The organism is Neorhizobium sp. P1_A6 (genome assembly GCF_056406795.1).
Genome location: NZ_JBFTZM010000001.1, coordinates 74,681 through 98,599, shown reverse-complemented (window position 1 = coordinate 98,599; position 23,919 = coordinate 74,681). Strand labels below are relative to the sequence as shown.

Here is a 23,919-nt window from a genome sequence, read left to right as displayed (position 1 = left end):
GATGAGCGCTGAGCCGATCCTCGAAATTTCCGGGCTCAAGACGGTGTTCCGCATCGGCGATCGGGAGATCGTCGCCGTGCGGGACCTCAGCCTTGCCGTGGCGACGGGAGAAACCGTGGCGCTGGTGGGCGAATCCGGCTCGGGGAAGTCGGTGACGAGTTTGTCGATCATGGGTCTTCTGCCGCGTGGCGTGGGCCGTATCGCTGCGGGTACGCTCCGGTTGAAGCGCAAGACGGGCGAAGTCGTCGAACTGCAGACTATTGGCGGCGACACCCTGCGCCGGGTGCGCGGCAATGATATCGGTATCGTCTTTCAGGAGCCGCTGACCAGTCTCAATCCGGTTTTTACGATCGGTGAACAGATTGCCGAGCCGATCCGCATCCATATGCGCAAATCCCATCGGGAGGCCTTGTCGGACGCCATCCAGCGGCTGGAGGATGTCGGCATTCCTGATCCGCGCCGACGTGCCGGGCAATATCCGCACGAACTCTCCGGCGGCATGCGGCAGCGAGCGACCATTGCCATGGCACTCGCATGCAACCCGACGCTGCTGATTGCCGACGAACCCACGACGGCCCTTGATGTCACCATCCAGGCGCAGATCCTCGACCTGCTCGGACGGCTGCAGAAGGAGCGTGGCATGGGCATGTTGTTCGTCACTCACAACCTTGGTGTCGTGGCCGAGATCGCCGACCGCGTGGCCGTCATGTATGCCGGTTCGCTCGTCGAGACCGGTAGCGTGGCGCGGGTCTTCTCCCATCCGCGTCATCCCTATACCAAGGGGCTGATGCGTTCGGTGCCGCAGCTTGGAACCGCGACGCTTCTCAGGGAGGCGGGCACCCCGCTGCCGACCATCGCAGGATCGGTTCCGAGCCTCATGGACCTGCCGTCAGGCTGTCCTTTCGCTCCCCGCTGTCCCTACCGCATAGAGACCTGCTCAGAAGCCTACCCGGCGTTGGCAGACGCCGGCGAGGGACAGTTCAGCCGCTGCATCCGATGGCAGGAGATCTGACCGATGTCACAGGAATTTCTCCTCGAAGTGAACCGGCTGGGCAAGGATTTTGCCCCGGTGGCATTTGCCCGCGGACCGGTCGTCCGCGCCGTCCAGGATGTCTCCTTCAACATCAAACGCGGCGAAGTCGTCGGCCTGGTTGGAGAATCCGGCAGCGGCAAGACCACCATCGGCCGCATGGTCGCGCAACTGATCGAACCCACCTCCGGCAGTATCCGTTTTGAAGGCTTGGAAACGACGAGCCTGACGCGCCGCGAACTCCGCGGCCTGCATGCGCGCGTCCAGTATATTTTCCAGGATCCCTTCGCCAGCCTCTCGCCTCGGATGACCATCGGCGAAATCCTCACGGAAGGGCTGGATATCCAGCGGATCGGCAGCAGATCGGAGCGGGCCGCAAAAGCTGCCCAGGCGCTCACCTCGGTAGATCTGCCGCCAGATGCGATTTCCCGCTACCCGCACGAGTTTTCCGGCGGCCAGCGCCAGCGCATCGGCATCGCCCGGGCGCTGACGCTTGCGCCCGAGCTGATCGTCGCCGATGAACCGGTGTCGGCGCTCGACGTGTCGATCCAGGCGCAGATCGTCAACCTGCTGCGCGACCTGCAGATGCGGCTCGGCCTGACCATGCTGTTCATCGCGCACGATCTCGCGGTGGTCGAATATGTCGCCGATACGGTGATCGTGCTCTATCTCGGGCGGATCATGGAGATGGCGCCGAGCCGCGAGCTTTATGCCAGCCCGCAGCATCCATATACGCGCGCCCTGCTTTCGGCCGTTCCGTCGCCCGACCCCTCGCGGCATGCGAACCGGCAGATACTCAAAGGGGATATCCCAAGTCCCGCCAATCCCCCAAGCGGCTGCGTCTTCCGGACCCGTTGCCCGGTTGCAGTCGACGCTTGCGCGAGTGCCGTGCCGCCACTGCGAGAGACTGCCAAGGGACACTTCAAGGCCTGCATCCGCGACGATCTCGGCTGATCCGGCAAAGCAGGCAAATCTTTGCCCATAAAAACAGGCTCCAGTCGGCATCTGGGTTGTCCGGCGCGGTCCAGACCTCGGCGCGAGTTTACGTCATTGGGCGTAGCGCATCATCACAAAGAGTTTCTTCCTTCCCGGTGCGATTTGCTGTTCGCTTCCAATTCCGAAGCGGAACCGCATTCTCGTCTTGTCTCTTCGAAGGGCGGACGCGGTGAAGCCTTGAACCATCGATGGCCTGAATGGGGTGTTGATGCACATTAGGAAGGCCAGCGAAGCGAGTGGCGCGCATGAGCTTGCTCTTGAGAAAATCGGTGAAATCGATGGCGCCAGCAGCGTTGGCGCAGATGACCATTGCCTCGATTGTCTTTGGTATAATTACATATGATTACCAAGGAAATTTCTTGAATTCATTGGTTTATACTTCGTTGTGCTTTATTTTGATGCAAGCTGGCTATTTCGCAGGTATCTTCTACATGGTGTGGTCCGAGTTTAAGCGGAAATCACCGTAGGTCGATTCTTTGGGAATGACGGATTTTATCTTGATCGAAGGGTGAGTTATGACGAGCGACATCTGGATATCCATCAGGCTGCGGCTTGAAAGAGAGTGGCGGTTGCTTGATCCGGAGCGGATGACCTCTCCGCTGCTGTTGGAAGGAAACCAGGACGATCACATGCCGGCTTTGCCCAGACGGCGTCTGCGCATCGGAAGGGTCGATTGAGCCTCGACCGTCGGCCCGCTCCGTTGTCGCCGGATGGCGTCAATAGCGGGGAGCAGGGCAATTTCAGTCAAGTCAGCTCGTTTTCCGAGTGATCCTGTTGATCGCCTGACCCTGGTGTTTCCTGATGTGTTCCAGGACAGAATCGCGTGCTGCTACGGAGCCTGCCATGTCTCATCTCAGCAATGCCAAACAGTGGCTGTCTGCGCTATCGGATGGGGATGTTCGTGGCATCGCTCATGAAATCAACAAAGACGGAATTTTTTGCGCTCCCAACTTCCTGGCAGCCGAAGATCTCAGCCAGATGCAAAATTTTGTCTCCACCACGATCACGCGCGAGGGCCGCCAGACGATTTCGCTGAAAAGCGATGAGCTCGCGGGATCAGGCCTCGACGACCTCGGCAATTCCCCGGAATTCAAGGCTCTCTTTTCCCGCCTCTATTCCATCGGTCTAGGCCGGCCAGCGCCTGACGTTAAATTCTATCAGATTCTTCGCTGCCTCACGGGTAAAAGCGCGACGGAACATTCCTTGATCTTCCACTATGATTCCTACGCGATCACGGCACTTCTACCGATCGAAATCCCGAAATTCGGCAAGCGCGGCGACTTCTTGATTATCCCCAATACCCGTGGAATCCGATCGAATTACCTCTTCAATCTCGCCGACAAAGCGATCCTCGACAATGCGCTCACCCAGCGGATCCTGCGCAGTCGCGCATCCGGCGGAAAGGGCGTGAAGCATGTGTCGTTGGTTCCCGGCAATCTCTATCTCTTCTGGGGTTACCGCAGCATTCACACGAATGAGCCTGTCGATGAAGGCGCTGTGCGGGCGACGGCGCTGTTCCATTATGCCGATCCACACGCCGACAGTTACCTGAAGCGGCAGCTCGGCCGCGGTTAATCCGATACGTCCCCCGACGACTAGGCCGGGACGACCTCGGCTCCAGGCGATAAGGCGGACTTGTAGACGCTGAGCGTCTCGCGGGCGACGCGCTCGATCGTCAGATTGTTGATATGCAGCTGACTTCTTGCCTTCCACATATCCAGCCGCTCGGGATCCGCCAGCAGGTCGCAGAGAACGGCTGCCAAGGCTTGCGGATCGCGCGGTGGGACAAGGATCCCGGCCTCTCCGAAACCGAGCAGCTGCGGGATGCCATCCACGTCCGCGCCGATCACCGCACAGGCCGCCTCACGCGCTTCCGACAGGACGAGCGGGGCAGGATCGGCATGGGAGGGAAGGACGAAGATGTCGGCGCCTAACATGTAGGGAAACGGTTCGTCGATGGCGCCGACGAATGTGATGGCGCTTGCGCAGCCCGTTTCGCTGGCCAATTGCCGGTAGGCGTCCTCAAAGGGCCCGCCGCCGGCGATATAAAGGTGGCTGTCGGGATATTGCTTGTGCGCCAGGCGGAAGGCTTCCAGGAGGTCGGGTAACCCTTTTCTGGGATGCAGCCCTCCGACGAAAAGTATGCTTGGGTTGTGAAGGGACGCGGGCGTCCTGTCGCGCCCTTCGAACCGTGCTGATCCGATTGTGCCGTTGAGAACGACGCGCAGTTTCGATGCCGATATGCCGCGCTCCTGCATCGATTTCCCGACGGCGTCGCTAACGGCAATCACGCATGTGCCAAGCCCCATCAGCACGGCGCTTTTTTCAAACGCATTGTGAACGGTGGTAATGAGCGGCGTCGACGATAAACGACAGGCAGGAACCGAAAGAACGGCGCTCGTCATCATATGCGCATGCACGATATCCGGCTTCCAGTCGCGGACGAGGCGTCGCAGCGCCCAAAGCGACTTGAGCACGGTGAGAGGCTTTCTCTGCTGATCGACGAAAACCGTTTCCACCCTGTTGCGTGCAAGCAATCCGCCGAAATCGCCTCCACCGCTTGCCATGCAGACAGTGTGGCCGAGCTTTACCTGAGCGCAGGCAAGGTCGACAGCCGCATGCACATTGCCGTTCAATCGCCGGGTGTGGTTCAGAACATGCATGATCCGCATATTGGGCTCACGGGGTTGTGGGAGAGGATATCAGAAGCGGCGAGGGTGCCGGCTCCGTCTGGGGAGAAGTCTCGACCGCTCCCGGCGGCTGAGAGACCTTCCGTTCGAATCCGAGAGCGGCTTCCGCATCGAGGGTGGAGACACGGGCTGTCGGCTGGTAGTTGAACCCGCCGTGGCGTCCGTAGGACTGGATTCCAAACGCACGCAGTGCAGCGATGGCTTCATCCGCCTGGCGCGCGGCGTCCCGGCTGTAGACGGGATAGGCATTGGTCAGGACTTGGGCGCCTTCGAGTTTCAGATCCCCTCGAAACAGCCCGTTCGCCGCAACGTGCGCCCGAAAATCCAATTCGGCCATTTCAACCGGGCTGTCCGGTCGGTCGGCAACGACTTCGACGGCGAAATATTCCCGCCCGTGGGCCTGGCCGTAGAAGTCGGAATAGACCGTCAAGCGCTTCCATGCACCATCATGCGAGAAATTGTAGATGATCGGCTGCTGAAAGCCACGCTCTCCGCTGAAGCTGAAATAGAGGCTGATGAGGGTGGTGGTATTGAGAACGTGGCGCCGCTCGATAGCGCACAGGGCCTGCACCCGCTCGATCGGGATCGTCGAAAACAGCCGGCCTGCGGTAATCACCCGGTCCTCCAGCCTCAATTGAAAGCCGTTCTCCAATCGGTCGATTGCGACTGGTTTGACGCCCAGGGCGAATTGCACCCCTCGGTTCTCCAGGTTTTGTTGAGCGAGCCGGTAAAGGGGCGCAAATCCGGATTTGGGGCGGGCGAGCTGCTTGTTGGTCGGACCCTGGCGTCGGCGACGAAAAAGGCGATGGGCGAGGTTGCCCAGCGAGGCATGTTCGCTGATCCACAGCATCCTTTTTTTTGCCAGATCGATATCGATCTGATCAAGCGCGATCCCGTAAAACCTCCGCATATAGGATTCCAGACCGGACCGCCGGAGAAGCTCGGCGCCGATCCAGTAGCGTGAAAAGTCTCTTGCGTTGCGCATTTCGCGCTGGAACAGCCGCGCATAGAACACCGACCCGAAGATGCGCATCATCCCCTTGACGCCGGCCCGCAAAATGTCGTCGCGCAGCGAAATCGGATAATCCGTGACCATCTTCTGGGGATTCAACCGTCCCCAGCGAGGCTCGATCGGCACATAGAGAGGGAGGAGTTCGGGAAAATGCGTCAGCAGAGGGGAATCGTCCTGGAAAATCAGGCTTCCGATGTCGAATGTATATCCATTCGTCGACCAGTCCATGTGGTTCCCGCCGATGTGGCCGTATTCATCGACGACCAGGATTTGCTGACATCCTTGGTTGGCCAGCACGGCGGCTGAAACGAGACCGCTAACCCCCGCTCCCAAAACAATGGCATCATACTCCAGATCGGCCGCCTTTTGAGGGGTGGGGAACTTCGCCTCCTGCATGCAGGTCTCCATCGTTTGATCTAGTACTTCCGAGTTATTACAGAACGGGAAATCCAATATATATTGCGTGTGCCTCGTTATTGTTCAAATAAATACCGGAGTGGTGATATTTTTGGCAGATATACTAATTGGTATATAGTAATTTAACTTGAAGGCATTTGTCTATGTCTGTTACACTCTGCCATCGGCACGAATGCGTTCTTCTTCTTCGGACGCGTTCGGGGGAAATTTTCTATCAGGGATTTGGATTGGCGCTGGCCCGTCAAGGCGCGCTGGTTCCAGTAATTTGCGAGGGGTATGCTGGATGCCGCGACGGAGCCTCGACGATCTCAATCGGCCCCTTCATTCCATAGAGTTGATTGCGACAGACGTGTTCGATACCCTTTTGTTGCGCAACGGCCTGTCCCGGCGGTCGCGCATCATTGCGGGTGAAAAGATGTTTGCCCGTTTTCTGCAGGGCCAGGGTTCGCCCATGTGCCCCGACGAACTGATCCGGGCCAGGCTGCTTGCCGAAAAGATGGCATATCGTGCCTTGAACATGGGAGGCGGTCGGGGCGAGGTGTGCCTTTGCGATGTCATCAGCCGCCAAGTCGCCATTCTCGGGCTGTCGCGTTCCGTGATAGAGAAGCGGATCGCTATCGAGATTGAAGTCGAAAAGCGGGCGCTTTTTGCGAATGGTGATTTTGCCATGCTGTTGCGGCGCCATCGTCAAGCCGGTGTGAGGGTCGTGGCAATCACCGATACGGGGCTGTCCGGTGAAAAAGTCGGCGAGCTCATCGACCATTTTCACGGCCCGGGCCTCCTGGACGAGATCTATTCAAGCGCGGATCTGAAGGCTAGCAAGCGGCAGGGCGACCTGTTTTCTCTGGTTCTAAAGGCTGAACGCGTGGATGCTTCGCGCGCCCTGCACATCGGTGACGACCTCCTCGCCGATTGCCTCGTCCCAAAGAGCATGGGGATACAGACCATCCATATGCCGAAGAACCGCCTCAAGCGGCTCGTTTCACGGGGCAACGGAGCTCTGGCGGAAGGGCTGCGGCAAGTCAAAAGTGGATCGGGCTCCCGCGGGGCCATACCGCCAATCGGCGATCAGGTTCACTTCGGCGAACATGTATTCGGTCCGATCGTCGCAGAATTTTGTCTCTTTTTATGGCTATATGGTCAGCAGGCGAGTTCGGACCGTGATGCGACAATGCTCTTTTGCGCGCGCGGGGGACTTGGCATACGGGAAGCTTTCGAACGCCTCCAGTCCGTGCTCGACCTGCCTCTTTCGTTGAAGCGCGAGAACATCCTGATTTCGCGTCTGATTGCTGCCCGCTCAGCGGTGGCGGCCAGAAGCCCGGCTGTCCTCGACGAACTGGAGCGCGAATTCGAATGCGCAAGTTTCGCTGCCGTTGCCCATGCGCTCGGCAACGGTTCTTATAATCTACCCGACGAGTGGCAGCAGGTTTTTGATGCGAGCCGCTTTTTCGGCATGCTCGATACAACAGCCGGCAGCGCCGTCGCGCAAGACATCGACAGTCAGAATGACTGCTTCAAGATCCACATCGCGCAAATCGCAGGTGATGCCAAACGTATTATTCTCTGCGATACCGGGCTCTACGGCAGCACCCAGAGGCTTCTGTCCGCCGGGCTGCCGGAGCATCGTTTCGAAACGGTGCAGTTTGCGCGATGCAATTACAAGGGGCTTAGCGAAGACCATTTCCCCAATGTGGCTGGTCTCGTGGTGGAGGATCGCTTCTACAATCCCTTCAAGACGAGGACAGTGGTCCTGCGGTACTGGCACATCATCGAGAGCCTTTTTGAGCCGGCCATACCTTCCGTCAAGACGCTCAGCATGGGACATGACGGCACGGTGATCGGCAATTCGGGAGAGATTCGTTTCGGCAGGCTCGATCCGGCCGTTGGCAATCCGCTTCTCACCGGCGCGCTACGCTATATCCATGGTCTCTCCAGCGGCGCTCAGGTTTTAGGCGATGCGGATCGGGCCTGGTTGAGACTTAAGCAAGCGATCATAAACCCGTCCAAGGCGGATGTGATCGCCTTGGGTGTCGCTCCCCGATCGGTTGATTTCGGGCGAGGTGAGTTCATAGCGACTGTCGCGCCGGCGACACGAGCCGGAATGGCACGAAAGTTGATGGCCGTGAAATCTCAGCTATGGCGCGAAGGAGCGATTGCGCAGGAATTTCCGCGGTTGAAGCCAGCCTTGCTCCGCGCCGTTGGAATGGCGCATGTTCTTCGAGGCTTTTCGGCCAAACTGAACCGTTAAAGAGCATTCGAGGACAATACCAACGACGGAAACGAAGCAGGCTTGCTCGTTCATGGAGCCGGCGGTGAGACAGAGGCGTGTGAAGAATGCTTGCGTTCGCAGCTCTCAAAGGTGCCAGTTGGCTCGTCTTTTCCCGCTTTGTCGGGCGGTTTATCGACTTTTTCAACGTACTCATTCTCGCCCGCCTGTTGTCCCCGACGGATTTTGGACTGGCGGCACTCGCAATGGCGCTGGTCGTCGTCATCGATACGGTTCTGGAGGTTCCGGTCACCCAGGCACTGGTGCGACTGCCGGTGCTCGATAAGAGCCACCTTGATACCGGCTTCACACTCGGCGTGTTGAGAAGTTCGGCGATCGCCGCGATCTTCCTGGTTGCGACCTGGCCGTATTCGCTGATGAATGGAAATCCCTTGCTCGTTCCGGTGATCGCCGCCATGGCGCTCGGCCCTATCGCGAAGGGATTCATGAGCCCGGCCATGGTGCATTTTGCCCGCGCGCTCGAATTCCGCCCGACATTCGCGATCGAAACGATCAGCAAGCTCTGCGCTTTTGCGGCCGCTGTCATCACCGTGGTTGCCGGAGGCGGCTATTGGGCGATCGTCGTCAATTTCGTGACCACCGCATTTGTCGCCACCATTGCCTCTTATGCCGTGGCCCCTTACAGACCCGCCTTCTCGCTGAAGCGGCTCCCGGATTTTGCCGGCTTTATCGGCTGGTTCAGTTCGGCGCAGTTGGTATCCGCCTTGAATTGGCAGTTTGATCGTTTCCTGATCGGCTCTGCCGGAAACAGCGCCATGCTCGGCCGCTACGCCGTTGCAAGTGACATCGCCGTCATCCCGACCCAGAGCATAATCGGTCCGGCGCTGCAGCCGGTCATGGCAGCTTTTTCGCAGATTAGTTCGAATGCAGACCGAATGAGGACGGGCTTCCTCAAGGCAAGTCGTTTCGCGATGCTGATTTCGCTTCCCGTTTGCGTCGGCCTCTCCCTGACGGCAGATCTCGTGACCGCTATCCTGCTCGGAGCGCAATGGAGCGACGCGGCTCCCTATCTCAGCCTGCTCGCCCTTTCAGTCATTCCGATACCGTATTTCCAGACGCTCTATTCGGCGAGCCTCGCTCTCGATCGACCCTCCGTCATTTTCAGGCTCAATACGGTCGACCTGTGCTTCCGGGTCGTTCTGATCTCCATTGGCTTCTATCTGTTCGCCGCCCATGGAGCGAGCATTGCCCGAATTCTGGTGGCTTCCGTCATGGCTGTTTTCTACATTGCCGAGGCACGGCGGCTGTTCGGGCTGGGGCCATGGCAGCAGATCCGGAACCTTTGGAAAGTTCTGGCTTCCGCGGCCGTCATGGCAATTGTCGTCATCTGGTTGCGAACGGGAATGCCGGCCTCCGGTCTGCCCGTTGTGATACAGCTTGTCGCGGTAGCGGGCGCGGGCGCAGCCACTTATATCGCGACACTGTTCGGGCTGGGCATGCGGATTGCCCTTGCATCCGGAAGACCTGACCTGGTCGATCGCTAATCCGCTCAGGTCAGCGCCCGAATGAGCCCGCGCGTCGAGCGGGTCCCGGCGCTCAGACGATAGGCAAGCGCCTTTCGGGCGCGATCTCTGGGAAGCAGACTGACGGCCGTGAAAAACAGTGTCATGGAAACCTTCATCCGCAGCGGGTTTTTGTCCCGCCACAGCCGCCCCACAAGTCCGGACAGGCTGGCAAAGGAAATCCGTTCGTCCTCCGCCACGGCTAGATAAAAGCGCCGCTCGCGATAGAAATAGGCGTGCTCGGGGGATACGAGACCGGACCGATAGCCATAGCCTGGCAGGATCCGGCGCAGATGCTCCGTCCTGGCGACGAATCTCTGAAGATCCCGATGCAAAGCCTGCGTATTCAATTCGTCACCGAAGCCGGAATCGTTGCGGTCATGGACCCGGTAAAGACCCAGCGGCTGCGGCAGGCTCACCACGTCGCCGATGAATGGAGCAGCGAACAGGATAATGCCATCGACTGCCCTGTCATAGTCGGCGTCCTTCAGGAGCTCGCACACGTCGCGTCTAAAGACGTTGCCCGAGGTCGGGGGCGTCGCGTAGACACCGGTGCGTAAGACGCGCCCGGCCAGTTCACGCCCTCTGAACGCCTGGAGTTCGGGTATCGGGCCGCTGATGACATTGCCGTCGACATCGATCCTCTTCAACGGAAACTGAAGTTTTGCAACGCCATCGTCCAGGTTGGCGATGATCATCTCCAATGCCTCGGGAAGGAGTTCGTCATCGGCATCGAGGAATAGGACGAAGGGTGCCTGTGTCTGCTCAAGGCCAAAAAGACAGGCCTTGCGTTGACCGCCATTTGCAAGCCGAAACGCACGCACTCCCAATCCGCGGATCACCTCCCACGAACCATCGGTGGAACCATCATCGATCACGAGAATCTGGCACTGCCTACACTTTTGCGAAAGGACGCTTTCAACCGCGCGCCGGATGAATTGCGAATAGTTGAAGCAGGTGATGATGATCGCGAGCTTGCAGATACTGCCTTCCGGATCATCCGCGGATCGCTCAGCTCCGAAGGAGTCCTGCACCTGCGGAGGTGTTTCTCGGGAAGTCACGGGGTCTGCGGTCATGACCTGACCCTGTTGACTACGGTGCCGATCACCGGCGCACCAGCGCGCCGCAACTGGTTGTGAACGTCTTTCACCTCGTCAATTGTCGTGCGTCCGCTTTTTGCAACGATCAAGACGGCATCGGCATGAAATGCCAGTGCCAGCGCATCCAGGGAGTTATCAAGGGCCGGAAGATCGAAGATGACATCTCCCTTCAATCGAGCCGTTTCCAGAATCCGCAACACGCTGGAATGACGGAAATCTGCAAAAATATTGATATGCGGGTCTATCGAGTGGATCGGCAGAGTGGCAATGCCATCGAGATTGCCGAACGACAGTTGATCCGCCTTCAGACCTGAGATCGCCACGTCGGCCAGGGAGGTCGAGGAACTGGATGTTTCTTCGACCATGGACGGCAGCCCCGAGTAGAAGAACGTCACATGGTGGCCGCTTCGGCTGAGAAGCTGCGCCATACTGAGAGACAGGGTCGAAACACCGGTCGCAGCCGTTGCCCCGATGAACGCGATCACGATATTTCTTTCCCGCCGTTGTGATGCGCAAGCGACATCGACGGAGGTTTTCAAGTCGCGAATGACGCTTGCGTATCGTTGAAGCGCCGGGCTATCGAAATGCCACCCGAGGCCTGCCGTTTTTCCGGTGTCCGGAACCATCGCCAAGCATGGAATGCCAGATTCCTGCGAGAGTTCCTTCGCATCGCGTACCCGGCGATCGAAGGCCACGTTGATGGCTATGGTCGACATACCGATCAGGAACCCCAACAGCCCACCCAATGCGGCGATCAGTGTCTTGCGCGGACCGGAGGGATCGAGTGGCGGAAGTGCGGCGCCGATGATCCGGGCATCGGCATCCGGTGTGGCCACCGCCGGCAACGTGCCGTTCCTCATTGCCTCCCGGGCGGCATTGACCTGGATAGCCAGCGCGTCCAGTCGTCCTTGCAGCGTGTCCGTGCCAGCTCGCGCCATCTGTTCTTTTGAGGCAATCGATTGCAGGATGTATCCCGACACCATGGCGTTTGCGACGCGGGCAGGAAGGTTCTGATTGTACGACCAGAATTCGATTTCGACGACGTAAGATTGCCCCACCCGCCGCGCGCTCAGCCGTTTGACGAAATTCGCAAAAGCAATGCGGCGTGCGTTTTCGCGGGGATCTGCGGTCGGATCCAGTGAATCCTCGGCCCGCCTCGACGTCTTCCCAAGCGTCGTCAACCCATTGTCCACGAGCGTCGACATCGTGTCCTGCACCTGAACCGCCAGGCCGCTGAATTCCTTGGGCGGCCGGGGGCCGAGTTCGGCGTCGCCTTGAAGGACAAGGCTTTCGAACACGGCGGATAGAAGCCGCTCCGAACGAATAATCTGCAATTCGCTCTCGGCGCTGTTCAGATCCAGGTTCTGCTGCCCGCTGATGTCGCGGCCTGCGGAAGCAAATTGCCGCGGCTCCAGCAGAAGCGTTGCCGTGGCATTGTACACCCGGGGAAGAGAGTTCGCATAAAGAAAGGCGAGCAGGAACCCCGCCGCCGTACACGCGATAAGCCGCATCTTGTTGCGCCACGCAAGCGCGATCATCAGGCGCAACAGCGCGAGTGGGCCCTCGCCGGCATCGCCCATCGGTTCGCGATCCATGCGCCACAGACGGGAAGCGTCCTCCAGAGGGCCGGGCCTGTTGAAAGTCATTTGGCCTTTCCTCCGGTCCGCAGCGCAAGAGCGTCGAAAACTGGCAATCGAGCAGCACGCTCAGGCTCCAGGCGCCCCCGCAAAACATCGGCAAGGCCCATGAGATTGCCTTTGACCCTCCCGCGTCGATCAATAAACGGTTCCGCCCATAACAGCCGGCCGAAATTGCTGGTGATGTTGCGCAGAACCTGGTCGGCAACCTGCGCGAGCGTCATGGTGCCCTTGCGCATCATGTAAAGCGGGTTGACGATCTGAGAATATCCCAGCCGTTCACCGCTCACGCGGCCGCTCTTGACGCCCATATGTACGCCGCAGGCCTCGTCCGATTTGACGAAGCGTCCACCCTGCCTGGCAAGTGCGGCCGCGAAGTCACGATCCTCCAGCCAGCCGTACAGGACCAGCCGTTCGTCGAACCTTGCGTCGCCGATGGCCGACATGCGGAAGGCCATGTTGCAGCCATAGGGACTGTAGGGTTCATGCCACCTCGAACCAGGGGATGGCGCGCGATCCAGAAGGCGAAGGGCCTCATCGAAGGGGATGCCGGGGCCTTTGATTCCGTCGGCGATCACGTGCCCCGTCAGCCCGACGAGGCGGCTTTCATCGCGAAACGCGCAAAGGGCGGACGCCAGCCAATTCCTATGGGCGACGAAATCGTCGTCGAAAAAGACGACCACGTCCGTTCCGGCGGGCAGGTTGGCGAGCGCTCGGTTGCGTTGGGCCGCAAGGCCGGCCTTTCCGGTGACGATCGTCACTTTGGGATCGGAGACCAGGTCGCCGACGTCGGACGTATCGACGCAGGACACCACCATCGTATCCGGTCGAACCGTCTGGGTTGCGAGAAGATGGCGCACCGTCGCGCTGACGATGGCCGGGCGGCCGCGCGTGGCGATGACAACCGCCAGGCTGAGTTCCGTCGAATTGGAGGATTTACGGGGAACGAGGCCTTTCGCAGGGTCCTGGAGCAGTTCTCGATAACCCGCTGCGGTGTTCGTCCAGGAGAAGTTGCGAACCTGCTCCAAGCCCCGGCCGCGCAACTCGCCTTTGAGCAGATCCGAGCCCTTCAGGGCCGCTATATGCCTGATCCACTCCTCCGGCTGGAAGGGAGAGGCCATCAGCGCCGCCGAACCGCATACTTCGGGCATGCTCGCGCAGTCGGACGCCACGACGGGGCAACCCAAAGCCATGGCTTCGACAATGGGCAGTCCAAAGCCCTCGGTGATGGAGGGGAACGCCAGACAGAGTGCATGTTTCAGGAAATAGGCAAGATCGTCGTCCGACACCCGCCCCACGAGGAGGAGGTTCGGCCGTTTTTCGAGAAGGTCGGAGGCAAAAATGCCGGCACTTCCACCGGCGACAACGATGTCGATATCCAGGTCGTCCAGAGCCTCCGCAGCTTTCATCAGCAAGCCAAGGTTTTTGTGCTGAGCACGGGAGGCGAGCGCCAGGACGAATTGGCGGCCTCTTGCGCTTATGGCACCGACGATTTGCGGGGCGACCTTCGCCAGCCCGGCGTCCCACTCGAGAGCGTGTTCATGGCCATTGGGAAGGACGGCAATGTCCTGCTGCCGGACAGGCAGGTAGCGGGCAAGTTGCCGCGCTGATGCGTGAGAGACCGTGGCGATGCGAGCGGACCGTCGAACCAGAAGCGGATGCAGCCGCGAGTAGGCCATACGGAAGGCGCGGCCATAACTTTCCGGGGCGGCGAAAATGTTGGCGTCATGGATGCAGACGATCTGATCCTTCTTAACAACGGGTGCCGAATTGCAAAGATTGAGCAGCGGCCCCCGGCAAGCCCGGGCAAGCACGGCCTGCTCCCACGCGTGCCCGCCGAAATCACCAGCGGTGACCAGCGGAAGTCGGGCAAAACCCGGGTCCGGTGTGCCGACGGGCGCGATTATCGGCAGGCGTTCGTCATGACCGAAGGTGCGGTCGAGAGCTTTGACGACATTCATCGCATAACGTTGAACGCCGGTCGCACTTTGCGTCAGGAACCGCCCGTTGATGGTGCAGTGCTCGATTGAGCTCACGGCTGCCCTCCATCATGGTTCGCGCGGAAGGAGGGCGCTATGTCCAAAGACCAAGGGCGGTGGACGAGGGAGCCCCGCCCATCTACAAATTTTCCGGTTTGCGAAAAACGAGGCCGCAGCGAGAAGCAGATGGCGGTCTCTTTTTGCTGAAAGTTTATGCTTACGATCTCAAAACTGGCTTGCAAGATGTGCTGATCCCTCGATGCTATTGCATTGCGTCTGCCGTATGCGCTCGATCCCGCGGAACGTCCGCCGTGTCTTAACCGCCCCCGCGGGATCGGGTGATTGATCAATAGCTGCCGTGTGCGCGCAGGACCGCCGGGACGGTCTTGGCCATGATGACGATATCCCCCCAGATGCTTTGTTCCCGGACATAACGCATGTCGAGTTCGACGCGTGCGTTGTAACTGATGTCGTTGCGCCCGCTGATCTGCCAAAGCCCAGTCAGGCCCGGCCGAACCCGGATGTAATCCACGAAGTGGCGACCATAGAACTCCGCCTCGCTCGGTACGATCGGGCGAGGGCCGACGATGCTCATCTGCCCCAGTACCACGTTCAGGAGTTGTGGTATCTCATCCGCACTGCTCTTGCGCAGCAAGGCGCCGAGCGGCGTAATCCTGGGGTCGTTCTTCAGTTTGCGCGTGGCGGCCCATTCCGCCCCGTCCGATGGATTGGCGGAGAGATGCCGAAGCAGAGCCTCGTCGGCATTGGGGACCATTGTCCTGAACTTGAGACAGGGAAACATCACCCCATTCTTGCCAATCCGGCGGTGCCCAACGAAGATCGGGCGACCCTGAACGGCATAAAGCAGGGCGATCAGCATCACGATCATCGGCGTGAGAACGATAAGGGCGATAAGGGAAATGACCGTGTCGAGAGCCCGTTTCAGATAGACTGAGAGGCGATGAGAGGCCTCGTTTCCGATCCTCGGGAAAGCGAATTGTTCGGGTGCCTGAAGATGCGTGCCGTTCATCGCATTCAAATTACCACTGACATTCATGTCATTCATCTGCGGGCTCCGTACTCTAGGAAAAAGACGAAAGGGTATGGGCAGACAATCTATAGCGGCATCCACACCACGTTAGCTCTTGGTATTTCATTTGACAATACTTTTATTGCGGCGCACTATTTAGGCAATCATGGAATGTATCGTAATATTTACCGATATATGTGCGAATTAAACTGCACATTCTGGGGTAGATAATTATATTTACTTCTTTCGATCTAGAGCGTGAGCCAAATTGCTGCAATGGCTAAAGAACTTGGCCTATTGCTCGGTCATTGGGGAGACTTCATGCGGGTGGCAATCGTCCATTACTGGTTGGTCGGAATGCGGGGCGGTGAAAAGGTCCTGGAGGCGCTCTGTCGGATTTATCCGGGCGCCGATATCTACACCCATGTGTATGATCCTGCTGTAATTTCAGCAGAAATCCGGAAGCATCGTATCCAGACGACCTTCATCGATTCCCTGCCCTATGCGAAGCGGATGTACAAAAAATATCTGCCGTTGATGCCCATGGCATTGGAGCAGCTGGACCTCAGCGGGTATGACCTCGTCATTAGTAGCGAGTCGGGACCCTCAAAAGGAGTAATACCTACCTCGCCAGCTATCCATATTTGTTACTGTCATTCGCCCATGCGATACATTTGGAACATGTACAATAAGTACTATGAAACCTCCGGCAGGTTGACGCGGATGATGATGCCGCCGCTGGCCCATTATTTGCGGACCTGGGATGTCGCGGCGGCCAGCCGTGTCGATGAATTCATCGCCAATTCCACGACGGTGGCGCAGCGGGTGAAGAGCTATTACCGCAGGGATGCGCAGATCATTCATCCGCCCGTCGATACCCAGGCTTTTCGACCGGTCGCCACCTGCGACCTCGAGGATTATTATCTGATGGCCGGGGAACTGGTGAGTTACAAACGCCCGGATCTTGCCGTGGAAGCGTTCAACCAGATGAAGGCGAAGCTGGTGGTCATCGGCGGCGGCGAAATGCTGGCTCGCCTGCGCAAGATCGCCGGACCGACCGTGACAATCATGGGTGCCCAGCCATTCGACGTCCTTCAGCACCACTATGCACGCTGCAGGGCACTGGTATTTCCGGGCGAGGAAGATTTCGGCATCGTGCCTGTTGAAGCGATGGCGAGCGGTCGCCCTGTCATCGCCTATGGACGGGGCGGAGCGACAGAAACCGTCGTCGCCGGCAAGACCGGTGTATTTTTCCCCATCCAGTCGGTCGAGGCCGTCATCGATGCCGTGGAGCGTCTCGATAAAATGGATCTCAATCCCGCCGATGCCGTGGCGCGGGCGCAAGATTTCAGGACGTCGGTTTTCATCGACAAATTCAGGTCCTACGCCAATCATCTCACCGGGCAGGGGCCGATCTGGGATGACGTGCGAATAGCGTAAGCCAACTGGAGAAACAGGAGTGACCGGATGCAGCAACTGAGTTTCTTGCAGTGCCCGTTTGCGACGGATGTCAGTGCATCAGCCGCACCAACCTCCCGGCTCTGTTACCTGGCCAAGCTTCTCCTGGTGCTGATGGCCTGGTTTACGGTTTTTTCCCCGGGCATTCCGGCAAGTGCGGCCGACTACACACTCGGGCCGCAGGACGTTCTTAAAATTCGGGTTTTCGAATGGCGGCCGAATGCCGGAGTGGCGTTCGAATGGGTGCCGTTGACCGGTGAATTCGCCGTTTCCGCCGCAGGCACGTTGTCGCTTCCGATCATCGGCACCGTTTCGGTCGCCGGCAAGACGCTGGATGACGTATCAGGCCTGATCGGGGAACAGCTTCAGAAACAGGTCGGCTTGCAAAAGCGGCCCAATGCTTCCGTGGAGGTCTCGGTCTATCGACCATTCTTCGTAACCGGCTTGGTGTCCAAGCCGGGGAAATACGGCTACGTCCCCGGCCTGACGGTGATCCAGGCAATCAGCATGGCTGGCGGGCTTGGGCAGGGAGATCCTGAAATGCTCGCTCTTCAGCGCGATGCGCTGGTCAGTCACGGAGACCTCGGCCAACTGGAATTCGAACATTATGGCCTTCTGGCGCGTCAAGCGCGTGTCGAGGCGCTTCTGGCCGGCGCGACCACGGTCTCGTTCCCGCAGGATCTGACGTCGCAAGCCTCCCGACCGGCGCTGGCGCGCGTGATGCAGGATGAGCAGGCATTGTTCGAGACCCGGCAGCATCTGATGAACACGGAGCTCGACAGGCTTGGCCAGGCCAAGATTCTGGCCACGAACCAGCTCGAAACTCTGCGGCTCAAGGAAAGCTCGCTCGCCAGGCAGACCGAAATGGCGGCAAAGGATCTGAATGCCATCAATAAGATGGTATCCCAAGGTTTGACGGTATCGTCTCGGCAACTGGGCGCAAACCAAAGCGTCGCGGATCTCGAAAGCCGCAGCCTGGATGTCTCGCTTGCAATTCTCAAGACGCAGCAGGATCTCGCCAAGCTCGATCAGGAAATGGGCGATTTTCGCCAGAAATACAGAGGTGACGCGCTGACCGAGGCCGTGGATCTGCGCGATCGATTGGCGGCCAATTCCGAAAAGGCGAAAACGGCGCGTGCGCTTCTGGCAAATATCGAATTGCGCGCTCCCGCCGCCCTTGCCGCGCTGGAAGCCGACGGCGAGCCGGCGTTTGTCATCAAGGTCAATCGGACAATCAATGGAGCGATGCAGACCCTGGTCGTCAGTGACAATGACGAGGTAGGCCCCGGCGACGTCGTGCGGGTGGAAAGACGAGCGAGAGATACTCGGCCGAAGAATTTCTAGACCGCAGCCGGAGCTGATAGCACAAAATCGCCGTCCTGCCCGAAGCTGGAAGCTAGCCGATTCCCGCTTGCTAGGGACATTCAGCACATGTTAGAATAAAATTCTCAAATACCGGAGACGAAACTGGTCAAAGGACGCTGATGACTTGGGACTTGGTCATTGCATTCATCGTCGGCTTGCTTTGCGCAGCCCGATTGCCAATTTTGATCTTCACGCTTGTCGTTCTGGCAGTCGTCATCATTCTGGCGACAGCCGCAATTGTCCTCGATTATTCGGTATCCGATGCGCTGACCTGGGCGTTCCTGGTGGCAGTGGCGCTTGAGGCGGGTTGTGTCGCCATGAATGGAATCTTCTATCTTCTCTATGTCCGGAGACGGGTAAACGAGCGGGAGCAATCCTCTTTGGGCGTGAATTCGAAATACTCCGGAGAATGAGAAGCTCAAGACCCGGCATTTGAGTGCAGTCACGCGGCGCTTCGTCACCCGGCTTCTCTATTTTCGACGCCCTTTTCGAGGGCGGAAAGCGCAAGCCGTTGGGCCTCTGCCATGCCGTAACGAAAGCGATAGCCGGCCTCCTTCAGGCGCTGGTTGGAAAAGCGCATTCGCCACAGAGGGTTTCTCAAAGGCAGGGTTCTGAATCTCAGGAAATCGTGAAGCCAGTCGGCGACTGCCGGTATCGGCACGCTTCTGTAGCGTCGGTCATGGCTGACGGCGAAAGCCTTTCGCATGAAATCGATATGCCGTGGGTCGGGGCAATCGTCCTCCGCGAGGTTATAGACCTCGACCTGCCCCGGCTGGCCGTGTCCCGCCAGGCTACGCACGACAAGCCAGATCATCGCATCGGAGACGTCGCGAACATAGATGTGATGCGCATGGCGGTGGGCGCCGAGCAGTCGCTTGATCGGGTTCCAGTCACGAATCCCGATGATCTGGTTGATGTCGACGACCACGGCAGGCCGCACGATCGTAAAGCGGGTCTGTCTTGCAACGGCGCGCAATGCAAGCTCGCCTGCCAGTTTGGTCCGCCCATACATTCGAACATAATCGAGAGCCCAGTATTGCGAGGGGATATCCCGATCAGCGGTCAATACCGGCGAGGCCTCCTCGATCTGGCGCTTTCGTCCACTCCCGTAAACCGAAACGGTGCTGGCATAACAGAAGGCGGCAATACCCTGACGCTCGCAGGCTTGCGCAAGTTGTCGGGTGGCCTCCACATTGACCCGCTGCATACGCTCCATCTTGCCGAGCTCGGCCGCAAGGTGCAGGACCGCGCAGCAGCCCTTGACCAGCCCTTCCCAATTGTCATCCGTCATGAAGTCGAACCGCCGCCACTCCAGGAGATCGTCAACCTCGCCCCTATCCGTCGCCAATGGTTTCGATGTGGTGGCACGTACGGCATAACCGCGTTCGATCAGATCCGTGACGACGATCCTGCCGATCCTGCCGGTCGCGCCGGTCACCAGAACTGGCTTTGCCTTAAGCAAATCTGGCATCGGCCGCCACCGGAACTGGTTCTCGATATGTGTGCTTCATCTTGATGTGATCGGCGAGGCGAACAGCCAGTGCGACGATCATCTGGGTGGGATTGCAGTGCCCGGCCGTTGGGAAGACAGAACTGCCCTGCACGAAGAGACCGCTGACGCCATGCACTTCGCAGTTGGCATCGACGACGCCATGCCTGGGCTGCGTGGACATGCGCGTTGTTCCGGTCGGATGAGCGACATCGACGAATGTCGAGGGAATTTCGGCGCCGTCCTTGACCCATTCCTCCAGCTTCGGCGCGGGCAGCCCGGCTTTCGGCAGTTCCTGGACAGCCAATTCCGCCATTCTGCGCATCGTGCGGGACTCGTCGCTGTGGCTGCGCCAGTCCACTCGCGGCAAGCGCATGCCCAGCCGGTCGCGTCGTTCCGACAAGGTCACGCGGCTGTCGGGATTGGGCACCTGCTCGCACATGCATTGCAGGTCGAGGTCGGTCAGCTTACGCGGGACCCCATTCTTGGCGCCCAGAAAGTCCTTCACCCCCCTGACGAGCAAATTGCTGTTCGCGATGATATGGAACAGGTCCTGCGGCAGTTTCGGGGTGCGCCCCGCCATGCGTCGCAAGGCATCCCAGGGATCATCCTTTGCCAACACCTCGCCGAGCCAGCCGGCGCAGTTGAGCAGCTGTTCGCGCCGCTGGATATCGGGACTCAGCCGAAATCCGGCGCGAAAGAAATGGCGGCTGACATTGTATCGGCCAAAGCGCTTTTGAAGAGCATCGGAACCCGGCAGCGAAAAGGTCGCCACCGAACCCCTCAGATGATCCATGAGGTAGCGCCCCACCTGGTCATGATCGTTTCCCACTCCATGAGGTTTCGTCTCGTCGGAGTTCATCAGTATGCGGGCGTTTTCTATGCCTCCGCAGCACAGGATCACGATGGATGCGGTCAATACCTGCTGGCTGCCATCGGCCGCCGCAAATCGCACGCCGCGTACGGCATCCCCCGACGCCGATATCTGGACGCTCTGCACGGTCGCCCCGGTAACGAGTGTGACATTGGGGCCGATCCGTTTGGCCACATGACGACCGAAGCGCATATATTCATAAGGGTAAGCTTCTTCCGCGTCCCGGCTGAACTGCCAGAAGAAAGGGATCAGGATTGCCGGATCGAGGTCGGGTGCCGGCCGCTGGCGGTTGGCAATCACCCAGAACCGTTCATCATTGTAGCCATTGCCGAGAGCCAGGCCGAGATGGGAGGCAGTGCGTGCCAGATAAGGTTCGAGATCCGCGCCATCGATCGGCCAGCCGGAATACGGAACCCAAGGACGCTCTTGATAATCGATGGCGTCGAAGGGGCCGCAACGTCCACCCCAGGTGTGGGAGCTTCCGCCAACGATACGATTGCGAACGGACCACTGGTCACCCGCCCGCGGACGACCGACATTGTCGATCTCGTCAAGCGCATCCATCAGGGGATCACGGGCCATGCCGCCGCTCTCCAGAAGAGTGACGCGTAGGTTCGTATTCGACAATTCCTGCGCAAGCGTCGCGCCGGCAGGTCCTGACCCGACAATGCAGATGTTGCAGGCTGGTAGCGGAAGTACAGTTTTCCCCGAAATCGCGTTTAATTCGATGACGGACATCCAGAAAACCTTTGCTGTTGCAATCTCATCGACATTGTATCAATGTTATTGCGCTAGGCGGTGAAGAATTTCTTTGTATTCCGCCAGTTTTAACTTAATGTTTCAGCAGGGATGTTTCCGACGTTTTTATAGGAGATTTTCCTTACTATACATGGTCTTCGGAAAATTCAAAGAGGTTAGGTATATGCAAATAGCAACCATGCTCTACTCCGAAAGACTTAGTGCCCATACACCTTTGAAGATTCTCTACGTCCAACCGGGTACGAGCGCTTTCGCCGGTATCGAAAGGGTCGTGGATACGATCTGCTCCGGCCTGACGGATCAGTACGGGAGCGACTTCGAAGTGGACGTCCTCTACACGTCGGTTCACAAAAATCGCCCGGAGGGCAGGAACTACACGATTATCGACCGCGTGGCTTCGAGCCGGATCGAGCTGATGCGCAACTTCCGGAAGGTCATTGCGAGCAAGGATTATGACCTTATCGTCGTGCCGCAGATCGAGCCGACGGTGATCTGCATGGCCTCCTGCATCGGCATCCGGCGCCGGTTTGCCGTCCATCTTCACGGCAATCCGAAGCTGGAGCGCAGCCATATCAAAGCCAAGATACTCTTCCTCTTGATGAAGACACTTTTCCTGCCGAAGATCGCCTCGGTTTTCGGAACCTCGCCGCGGCAGCTCACCTCATTCAATGCGATGTTCAAGAGCAAGCGGCCGCATTATTGGGTGCCGAACCCGGTGCGAAAGTTTGACCTTTCCGATGCCGGCCAAGCACGCGTCGACGATAACGTCACGTTCATCAATATCGGTCGCTTCTCCTTTCAGAAAGGCCAGGACATTCTTTTGGCCGCGTTTTCCGAGCTGAGGAAAAAACGCAGCAATGTCCTGCTGAAAATCGTCGGTTATGGAGACGGGGAGGCGGCCCTGCGCGCCGAGATCGACCGTCGCGGCCTCGCGGACGTGGTAAGCCTGGAGCATCATCCCGAAAATCCCCAGCCCGCGCTGGCGGCAAGTGACGTCTACGTCTCCACGTCCCGATGGGAGGGATGGTCGCTGGCAATCTGTGAAGCCTTGCGGTTCGGCCTGCCGGTCATCGCGACGGATTGCGAATTCGGCCCGAGCGACATCCTCGTCGACAGCAGGCTTGGCCTGCTCGTGCCGGTGGATCGTCTTGAGGAGCTCGTGAACGCGATGATCTATTATTGCGACAATCTGCGTGCCGAGCAGGCCCACGCCGGCTTCCGGCAGGAGTTCATTGACTGCTACAGCCCGGAGCGGGTGCTTGAGGTGCATGCCAACGCGTTGCGGCGTGCGGCAGCGGCATAGGTCTTTGCGGGCCAGCCTGAATGAAACGACGTGAGGTGGATCATGACGACGTTATTGTCCCGCCGCTCATTCGCCGTCGGCGCCCTGGCCTCGGCGGGCCTCGCCGGTGGTCTCGTTTGGCGATCGAAGGCATCAGCGCGCCCGGAGGACCCCACCAGCGGGCGAGCCCTGATATTCGAGGACAATTTCACCAGGCTCGATTGGTCGACCTGGAGCGCCGGTCCGAAGCCGACGACCTCCGATCCGGGCTTTTACGGCCGTTCGGCTTTCGCGAGAGATCGCGGCGAAGAGGGCTTCAACCCCTATGCGATCGTCGACGACGCGAACGCGAGCGACGGCAAGGCGTTGGAAGTGGCCGCAAAACACATCGGACGGCCGATGAAGGTCCCCAATTATTACGGCAACGACCTCGCCGAATTTCAGTGGGTATCGGGCAATATTCAGACGGCCAAGCGCGACGGCACGGTCCTCAAAGGCTGGCGGCGCGGCTATTTCGAGGCGCGGATGCTGTTTCCGAGACACCCGCTGAGCTGGCCGGCTTTCTGGATGATGAACGGACGCAGCATCCTTCGTCCTCAGACGAGCATCGAAATCGACGTCGTCGAGCACAAGGGCTGGGAGCCGACGCTCTACGGGGCCTATCTGCACGAATGGGGGCAACCCGGCGAGCATAATGAAGGAACCGGCGTGCCCACTCCAATCGACATGACCGCCGGTTATTGCCGATACGGGGTGCTGGTCACCGACACCGAATGCACCATCTATTTCGAGCGGCAGCCCATCGTTGATACCAAGACCGGAATGCCGGCGGTCTGGACGATCAACCGCTCCGCGCAACTCGACGCCGATCAGGACGTGTTCTGGCCGGTCCTCACGCTCGCGCTGCGTTCCGATGTCCCTTATCCGCAGCCGCTCTTGCCCGCGGACACGCTCACCCGCATGCGGGTCGATTATTTCCGGGTCTATGCCTGACGGACAAGCTTTAGGTGCG

Annotated in this window: 19 protein-coding genes; 11 read left to right on the top strand and 8 right to left on the bottom strand. The window is 59.1% G+C overall.

The features are described 5' to 3' along the window. Nucleotide 1 precedes the first annotated feature (1 nt). From AC1D3C_RS00405 to AC1D3C_RS00390, 4 genes are all read left to right on the top strand, one after another. Entirely contained in the window at nucleotides 2-1,012 is a 1,011-nt protein-coding gene (locus tag AC1D3C_RS00405; protein WP_477481515.1) for an ABC transporter ATP-binding protein, read from the top strand. A gap of 3 nt (nucleotides 1,013-1,015) precedes the next feature. Next, a complete protein-coding gene (locus tag AC1D3C_RS00400) occupies nucleotides 1,016-1,984 on the top strand; it encodes an ABC transporter ATP-binding protein (protein WP_477481514.1) in 969 nt (322 codons plus the stop codon). 557 nt (nucleotides 1,985-2,541) lie between these two features. Next, the gene (locus tag AC1D3C_RS00395) at nucleotides 2,542-2,703 is read left to right on the top strand and encodes a hypothetical protein (RefSeq protein ID WP_157885335.1); all 162 of its coding nucleotides are present in this window, start codon (nucleotides 2,542-2,544) and stop codon (nucleotides 2,701-2,703) included. Nucleotides 2,704-3,004: 301 nt separating this feature from the next. Beyond that, a complete protein-coding gene (locus tag AC1D3C_RS00390; RefSeq protein ID WP_477481513.1) occupies nucleotides 3,005-3,601 on the top strand; it encodes a hypothetical protein in 597 nt (198 codons plus the stop codon). Nucleotides 3,602-3,621: 20 nt separating this feature from the next. Here the strand turns inward: AC1D3C_RS00390 and AC1D3C_RS00385 are convergent, their stop codons facing one another. Beyond that, on the bottom strand, nucleotides 3,622-4,698 hold the full coding sequence (locus AC1D3C_RS00385) for a glycosyltransferase family 4 protein (protein ID WP_477481512.1): 1,077 nt from the start codon (nucleotides 4,696-4,698) through the stop codon (nucleotides 3,622-3,624). Between the two features lie 7 nt (nucleotides 4,699-4,705). Continuing rightward, complete coding sequence (locus AC1D3C_RS00380) at nucleotides 4,706-6,124, bottom strand: NAD(P)-binding protein (protein WP_477481511.1); 1,419 nt, start codon at nucleotides 6,122-6,124, stop codon at nucleotides 4,706-4,708. Nucleotides 6,125-6,428: 304 nt separating this feature from the next. On the opposite strand from AC1D3C_RS00380, the gene AC1D3C_RS00375 reads away from it, so the two are divergent. Next, a complete protein-coding gene (locus AC1D3C_RS00375; protein ID WP_477481510.1) occupies nucleotides 6,429-8,393 on the top strand; it encodes a hydrolase in 1,965 nt (654 codons plus the stop codon). Between the two features lie 86 nt (nucleotides 8,394-8,479). After that, complete coding sequence (locus tag AC1D3C_RS00370; RefSeq protein ID WP_477481509.1) at nucleotides 8,480-9,916, top strand: lipopolysaccharide biosynthesis protein; 1,437 nt, start codon at nucleotides 8,480-8,482, stop codon at nucleotides 9,914-9,916. A gap of 5 nt (nucleotides 9,917-9,921) precedes the next feature. Here AC1D3C_RS00370 and AC1D3C_RS00365 read toward each other — a convergent pair whose 3' ends face one another. From AC1D3C_RS00365 to AC1D3C_RS00350, 4 genes are all read right to left on the bottom strand, one after another. Next, nucleotides 9,922-11,010: a glycosyltransferase family 2 protein gene (locus AC1D3C_RS00365; protein WP_477481508.1), complete on the bottom strand. Its 1,089-nt coding sequence runs from the start codon at nucleotides 11,008-11,010 to the stop codon at nucleotides 9,922-9,924. Continuing rightward, on the bottom strand, nucleotides 11,007-12,680 hold the full coding sequence (locus tag AC1D3C_RS00360; RefSeq protein WP_477481507.1) for a Wzz/FepE/Etk N-terminal domain-containing protein: 1,674 nt from the start codon (nucleotides 12,678-12,680) through the stop codon (nucleotides 11,007-11,009). Before AC1D3C_RS00360 ends, AC1D3C_RS00365 begins: the two co-directional genes overlap by 4 nt. Continuing rightward, nucleotides 12,677-14,707 (bottom strand): glycosyltransferase, encoded by a 2,031-nt coding sequence (locus tag AC1D3C_RS00355; RefSeq protein WP_477481506.1) that lies wholly within the window; start codon nucleotides 14,705-14,707, stop codon nucleotides 12,677-12,679. Before AC1D3C_RS00355 ends, AC1D3C_RS00360 begins: the two co-directional genes overlap by 4 nt. A gap of 289 nt (nucleotides 14,708-14,996) precedes the next feature. Beyond that, nucleotides 14,997-15,716, bottom strand: coding sequence for a sugar transferase (locus tag AC1D3C_RS00350; protein ID WP_080719378.1), 720 nt, complete (start codon nucleotides 15,714-15,716; stop codon nucleotides 14,997-14,999). A 285-nt stretch (nucleotides 15,717-16,001) separates the two neighbouring features. Here AC1D3C_RS00350 and AC1D3C_RS00345 point away from each other — a divergent pair, with 285 nt between their 5' ends. From AC1D3C_RS00345 to AC1D3C_RS00335, 3 genes are all read left to right on the top strand, one after another. Continuing rightward, nucleotides 16,002-17,120 (top strand): glycosyltransferase, encoded by a 1,119-nt coding sequence (locus AC1D3C_RS00345; protein ID WP_477481505.1) that lies wholly within the window; start codon nucleotides 16,002-16,004, stop codon nucleotides 17,118-17,120. 27 nt (nucleotides 17,121-17,147) lie between these two features. Continuing rightward, nucleotides 17,148-18,482, top strand: a complete 1,335-nt coding sequence (locus AC1D3C_RS00340) for a polysaccharide biosynthesis/export family protein (protein ID WP_477481504.1) — start codon at nucleotides 17,148-17,150, stop codon at nucleotides 18,480-18,482. Nucleotides 18,483-18,622: 140 nt separating this feature from the next. After that, nucleotides 18,623-18,916 carry a hypothetical protein gene (locus tag AC1D3C_RS00335; protein ID WP_247135172.1) on the top strand — a complete coding sequence of 98 codons (294 nt, stop codon included), beginning with the start codon at nucleotides 18,623-18,625 and terminating at the stop codon, nucleotides 18,914-18,916. Nucleotides 18,917-18,960: 44 nt separating this feature from the next. Here the strand turns inward: AC1D3C_RS00335 and AC1D3C_RS00330 are convergent, their stop codons facing one another. Both AC1D3C_RS00330 and AC1D3C_RS00325 read right to left on the bottom strand, forming a co-directional pair. Beyond that, nucleotides 18,961-19,974 carry an NAD-dependent epimerase/dehydratase family protein gene (locus AC1D3C_RS00330; RefSeq protein ID WP_477481503.1) on the bottom strand — a complete coding sequence of 338 codons (1,014 nt, stop codon included), beginning with the start codon at nucleotides 19,972-19,974 and terminating at the stop codon, nucleotides 18,961-18,963. Continuing rightward, complete coding sequence (locus tag AC1D3C_RS00325) at nucleotides 19,958-21,604, bottom strand: GMC oxidoreductase (protein ID WP_477481502.1); 1,647 nt, start codon at nucleotides 21,602-21,604, stop codon at nucleotides 19,958-19,960. The genes AC1D3C_RS00330 and AC1D3C_RS00325 overlap by 17 nt, the downstream gene beginning before the upstream one ends. A gap of 199 nt (nucleotides 21,605-21,803) precedes the next feature. Here AC1D3C_RS00325 and AC1D3C_RS00320 point away from each other — a divergent pair, with 199 nt between their 5' ends. Both AC1D3C_RS00320 and AC1D3C_RS00315 read left to right on the top strand, forming a co-directional pair. Continuing rightward, nucleotides 21,804-22,928 (top strand): glycosyltransferase, encoded by a 1,125-nt coding sequence (locus AC1D3C_RS00320; RefSeq protein WP_477481978.1) that lies wholly within the window; start codon nucleotides 21,804-21,806, stop codon nucleotides 22,926-22,928. Nucleotides 22,929-22,970: 42 nt separating this feature from the next. Continuing rightward, nucleotides 22,971-23,900, top strand: coding sequence for a glycoside hydrolase family 16 protein (locus AC1D3C_RS00315; protein ID WP_477481501.1), 930 nt, complete (start codon nucleotides 22,971-22,973; stop codon nucleotides 23,898-23,900). The last annotated feature ends 19 nt before the right edge of the window (nucleotides 23,901-23,919 follow it).

Excerpts from the sequence above, each read along its gene's own strand:
- AC1D3C_RS00405 (WP_477481515.1), top strand. The coding sequence starts at position 2 with ATGAGCGCTGAGCCGATCCTCGAAATTTCCGGGCTCAAGACGGTGTTC.
- AC1D3C_RS00400 (WP_477481514.1), top strand. The coding sequence starts at position 1,016 with ATGTCACAGGAATTTCTCCTCGAAGTGAACCGGCTGGGCAAGGATTTT.
- AC1D3C_RS00395 (WP_157885335.1), top strand. The coding sequence starts at position 2,542 with ATGACGAGCGACATCTGGATATCCATCAGGCTGCGGCTTGAAAGAGAG.
- AC1D3C_RS00390 (WP_477481513.1), top strand. The coding sequence starts at position 3,005 with ATGCAAAATTTTGTCTCCACCACGATCACGCGCGAGGGCCGCCAGACG.
- AC1D3C_RS00385 (WP_477481512.1), bottom strand. The coding sequence starts at position 4,698 with ATGCGGATCATGCATGTTCTGAACCACACCCGGCGATTGAACGGCAAT.
- AC1D3C_RS00380 (WP_477481511.1), bottom strand. The coding sequence starts at position 6,124 with ATGCAGGAGGCGAAGTTCCCCACCCCTCAAAAGGCGGCCGATCTGGAG.
- AC1D3C_RS00375 (WP_477481510.1), top strand. The coding sequence starts at position 6,429 with ATGCCGCGACGGAGCCTCGACGATCTCAATCGGCCCCTTCATTCCATA.
- AC1D3C_RS00370 (WP_477481509.1), top strand. The coding sequence starts at position 8,480 with ATGCTTGCGTTCGCAGCTCTCAAAGGTGCCAGTTGGCTCGTCTTTTCC.
- AC1D3C_RS00365 (WP_477481508.1), bottom strand. The coding sequence starts at position 11,010 with ATGACCGCAGACCCCGTGACTTCCCGAGAAACACCTCCGCAGGTGCAG.
- AC1D3C_RS00360 (WP_477481507.1), bottom strand. The coding sequence starts at position 12,680 with ATGACTTTCAACAGGCCCGGCCCTCTGGAGGACGCTTCCCGTCTGTGG.
- AC1D3C_RS00350 (WP_080719378.1), bottom strand. The coding sequence starts at position 15,716 with ATGAATGACATGAATGTCAGTGGTAATTTGAATGCGATGAACGGCACG.
- AC1D3C_RS00345 (WP_477481505.1), top strand. The coding sequence starts at position 16,002 with ATGCGGGTGGCAATCGTCCATTACTGGTTGGTCGGAATGCGGGGCGGT.
- AC1D3C_RS00340 (WP_477481504.1), top strand. The coding sequence starts at position 17,148 with ATGCAGCAACTGAGTTTCTTGCAGTGCCCGTTTGCGACGGATGTCAGT.
- AC1D3C_RS00335 (WP_247135172.1), top strand. The coding sequence starts at position 18,623 with ATGACTTGGGACTTGGTCATTGCATTCATCGTCGGCTTGCTTTGCGCA.
- AC1D3C_RS00330 (WP_477481503.1), bottom strand. The coding sequence starts at position 19,974 with ATGCCAGATTTGCTTAAGGCAAAGCCAGTTCTGGTGACCGGCGCGACC.
- AC1D3C_RS00325 (WP_477481502.1), bottom strand. The coding sequence starts at position 21,604 with ATGTCCGTCATCGAATTAAACGCGATTTCGGGGAAAACTGTACTTCCG.
- AC1D3C_RS00320 (WP_477481978.1), top strand. The coding sequence starts at position 21,804 with ATGCTCTACTCCGAAAGACTTAGTGCCCATACACCTTTGAAGATTCTC.
- AC1D3C_RS00315 (WP_477481501.1), top strand. The coding sequence starts at position 22,971 with ATGACGACGTTATTGTCCCGCCGCTCATTCGCCGTCGGCGCCCTGGCC.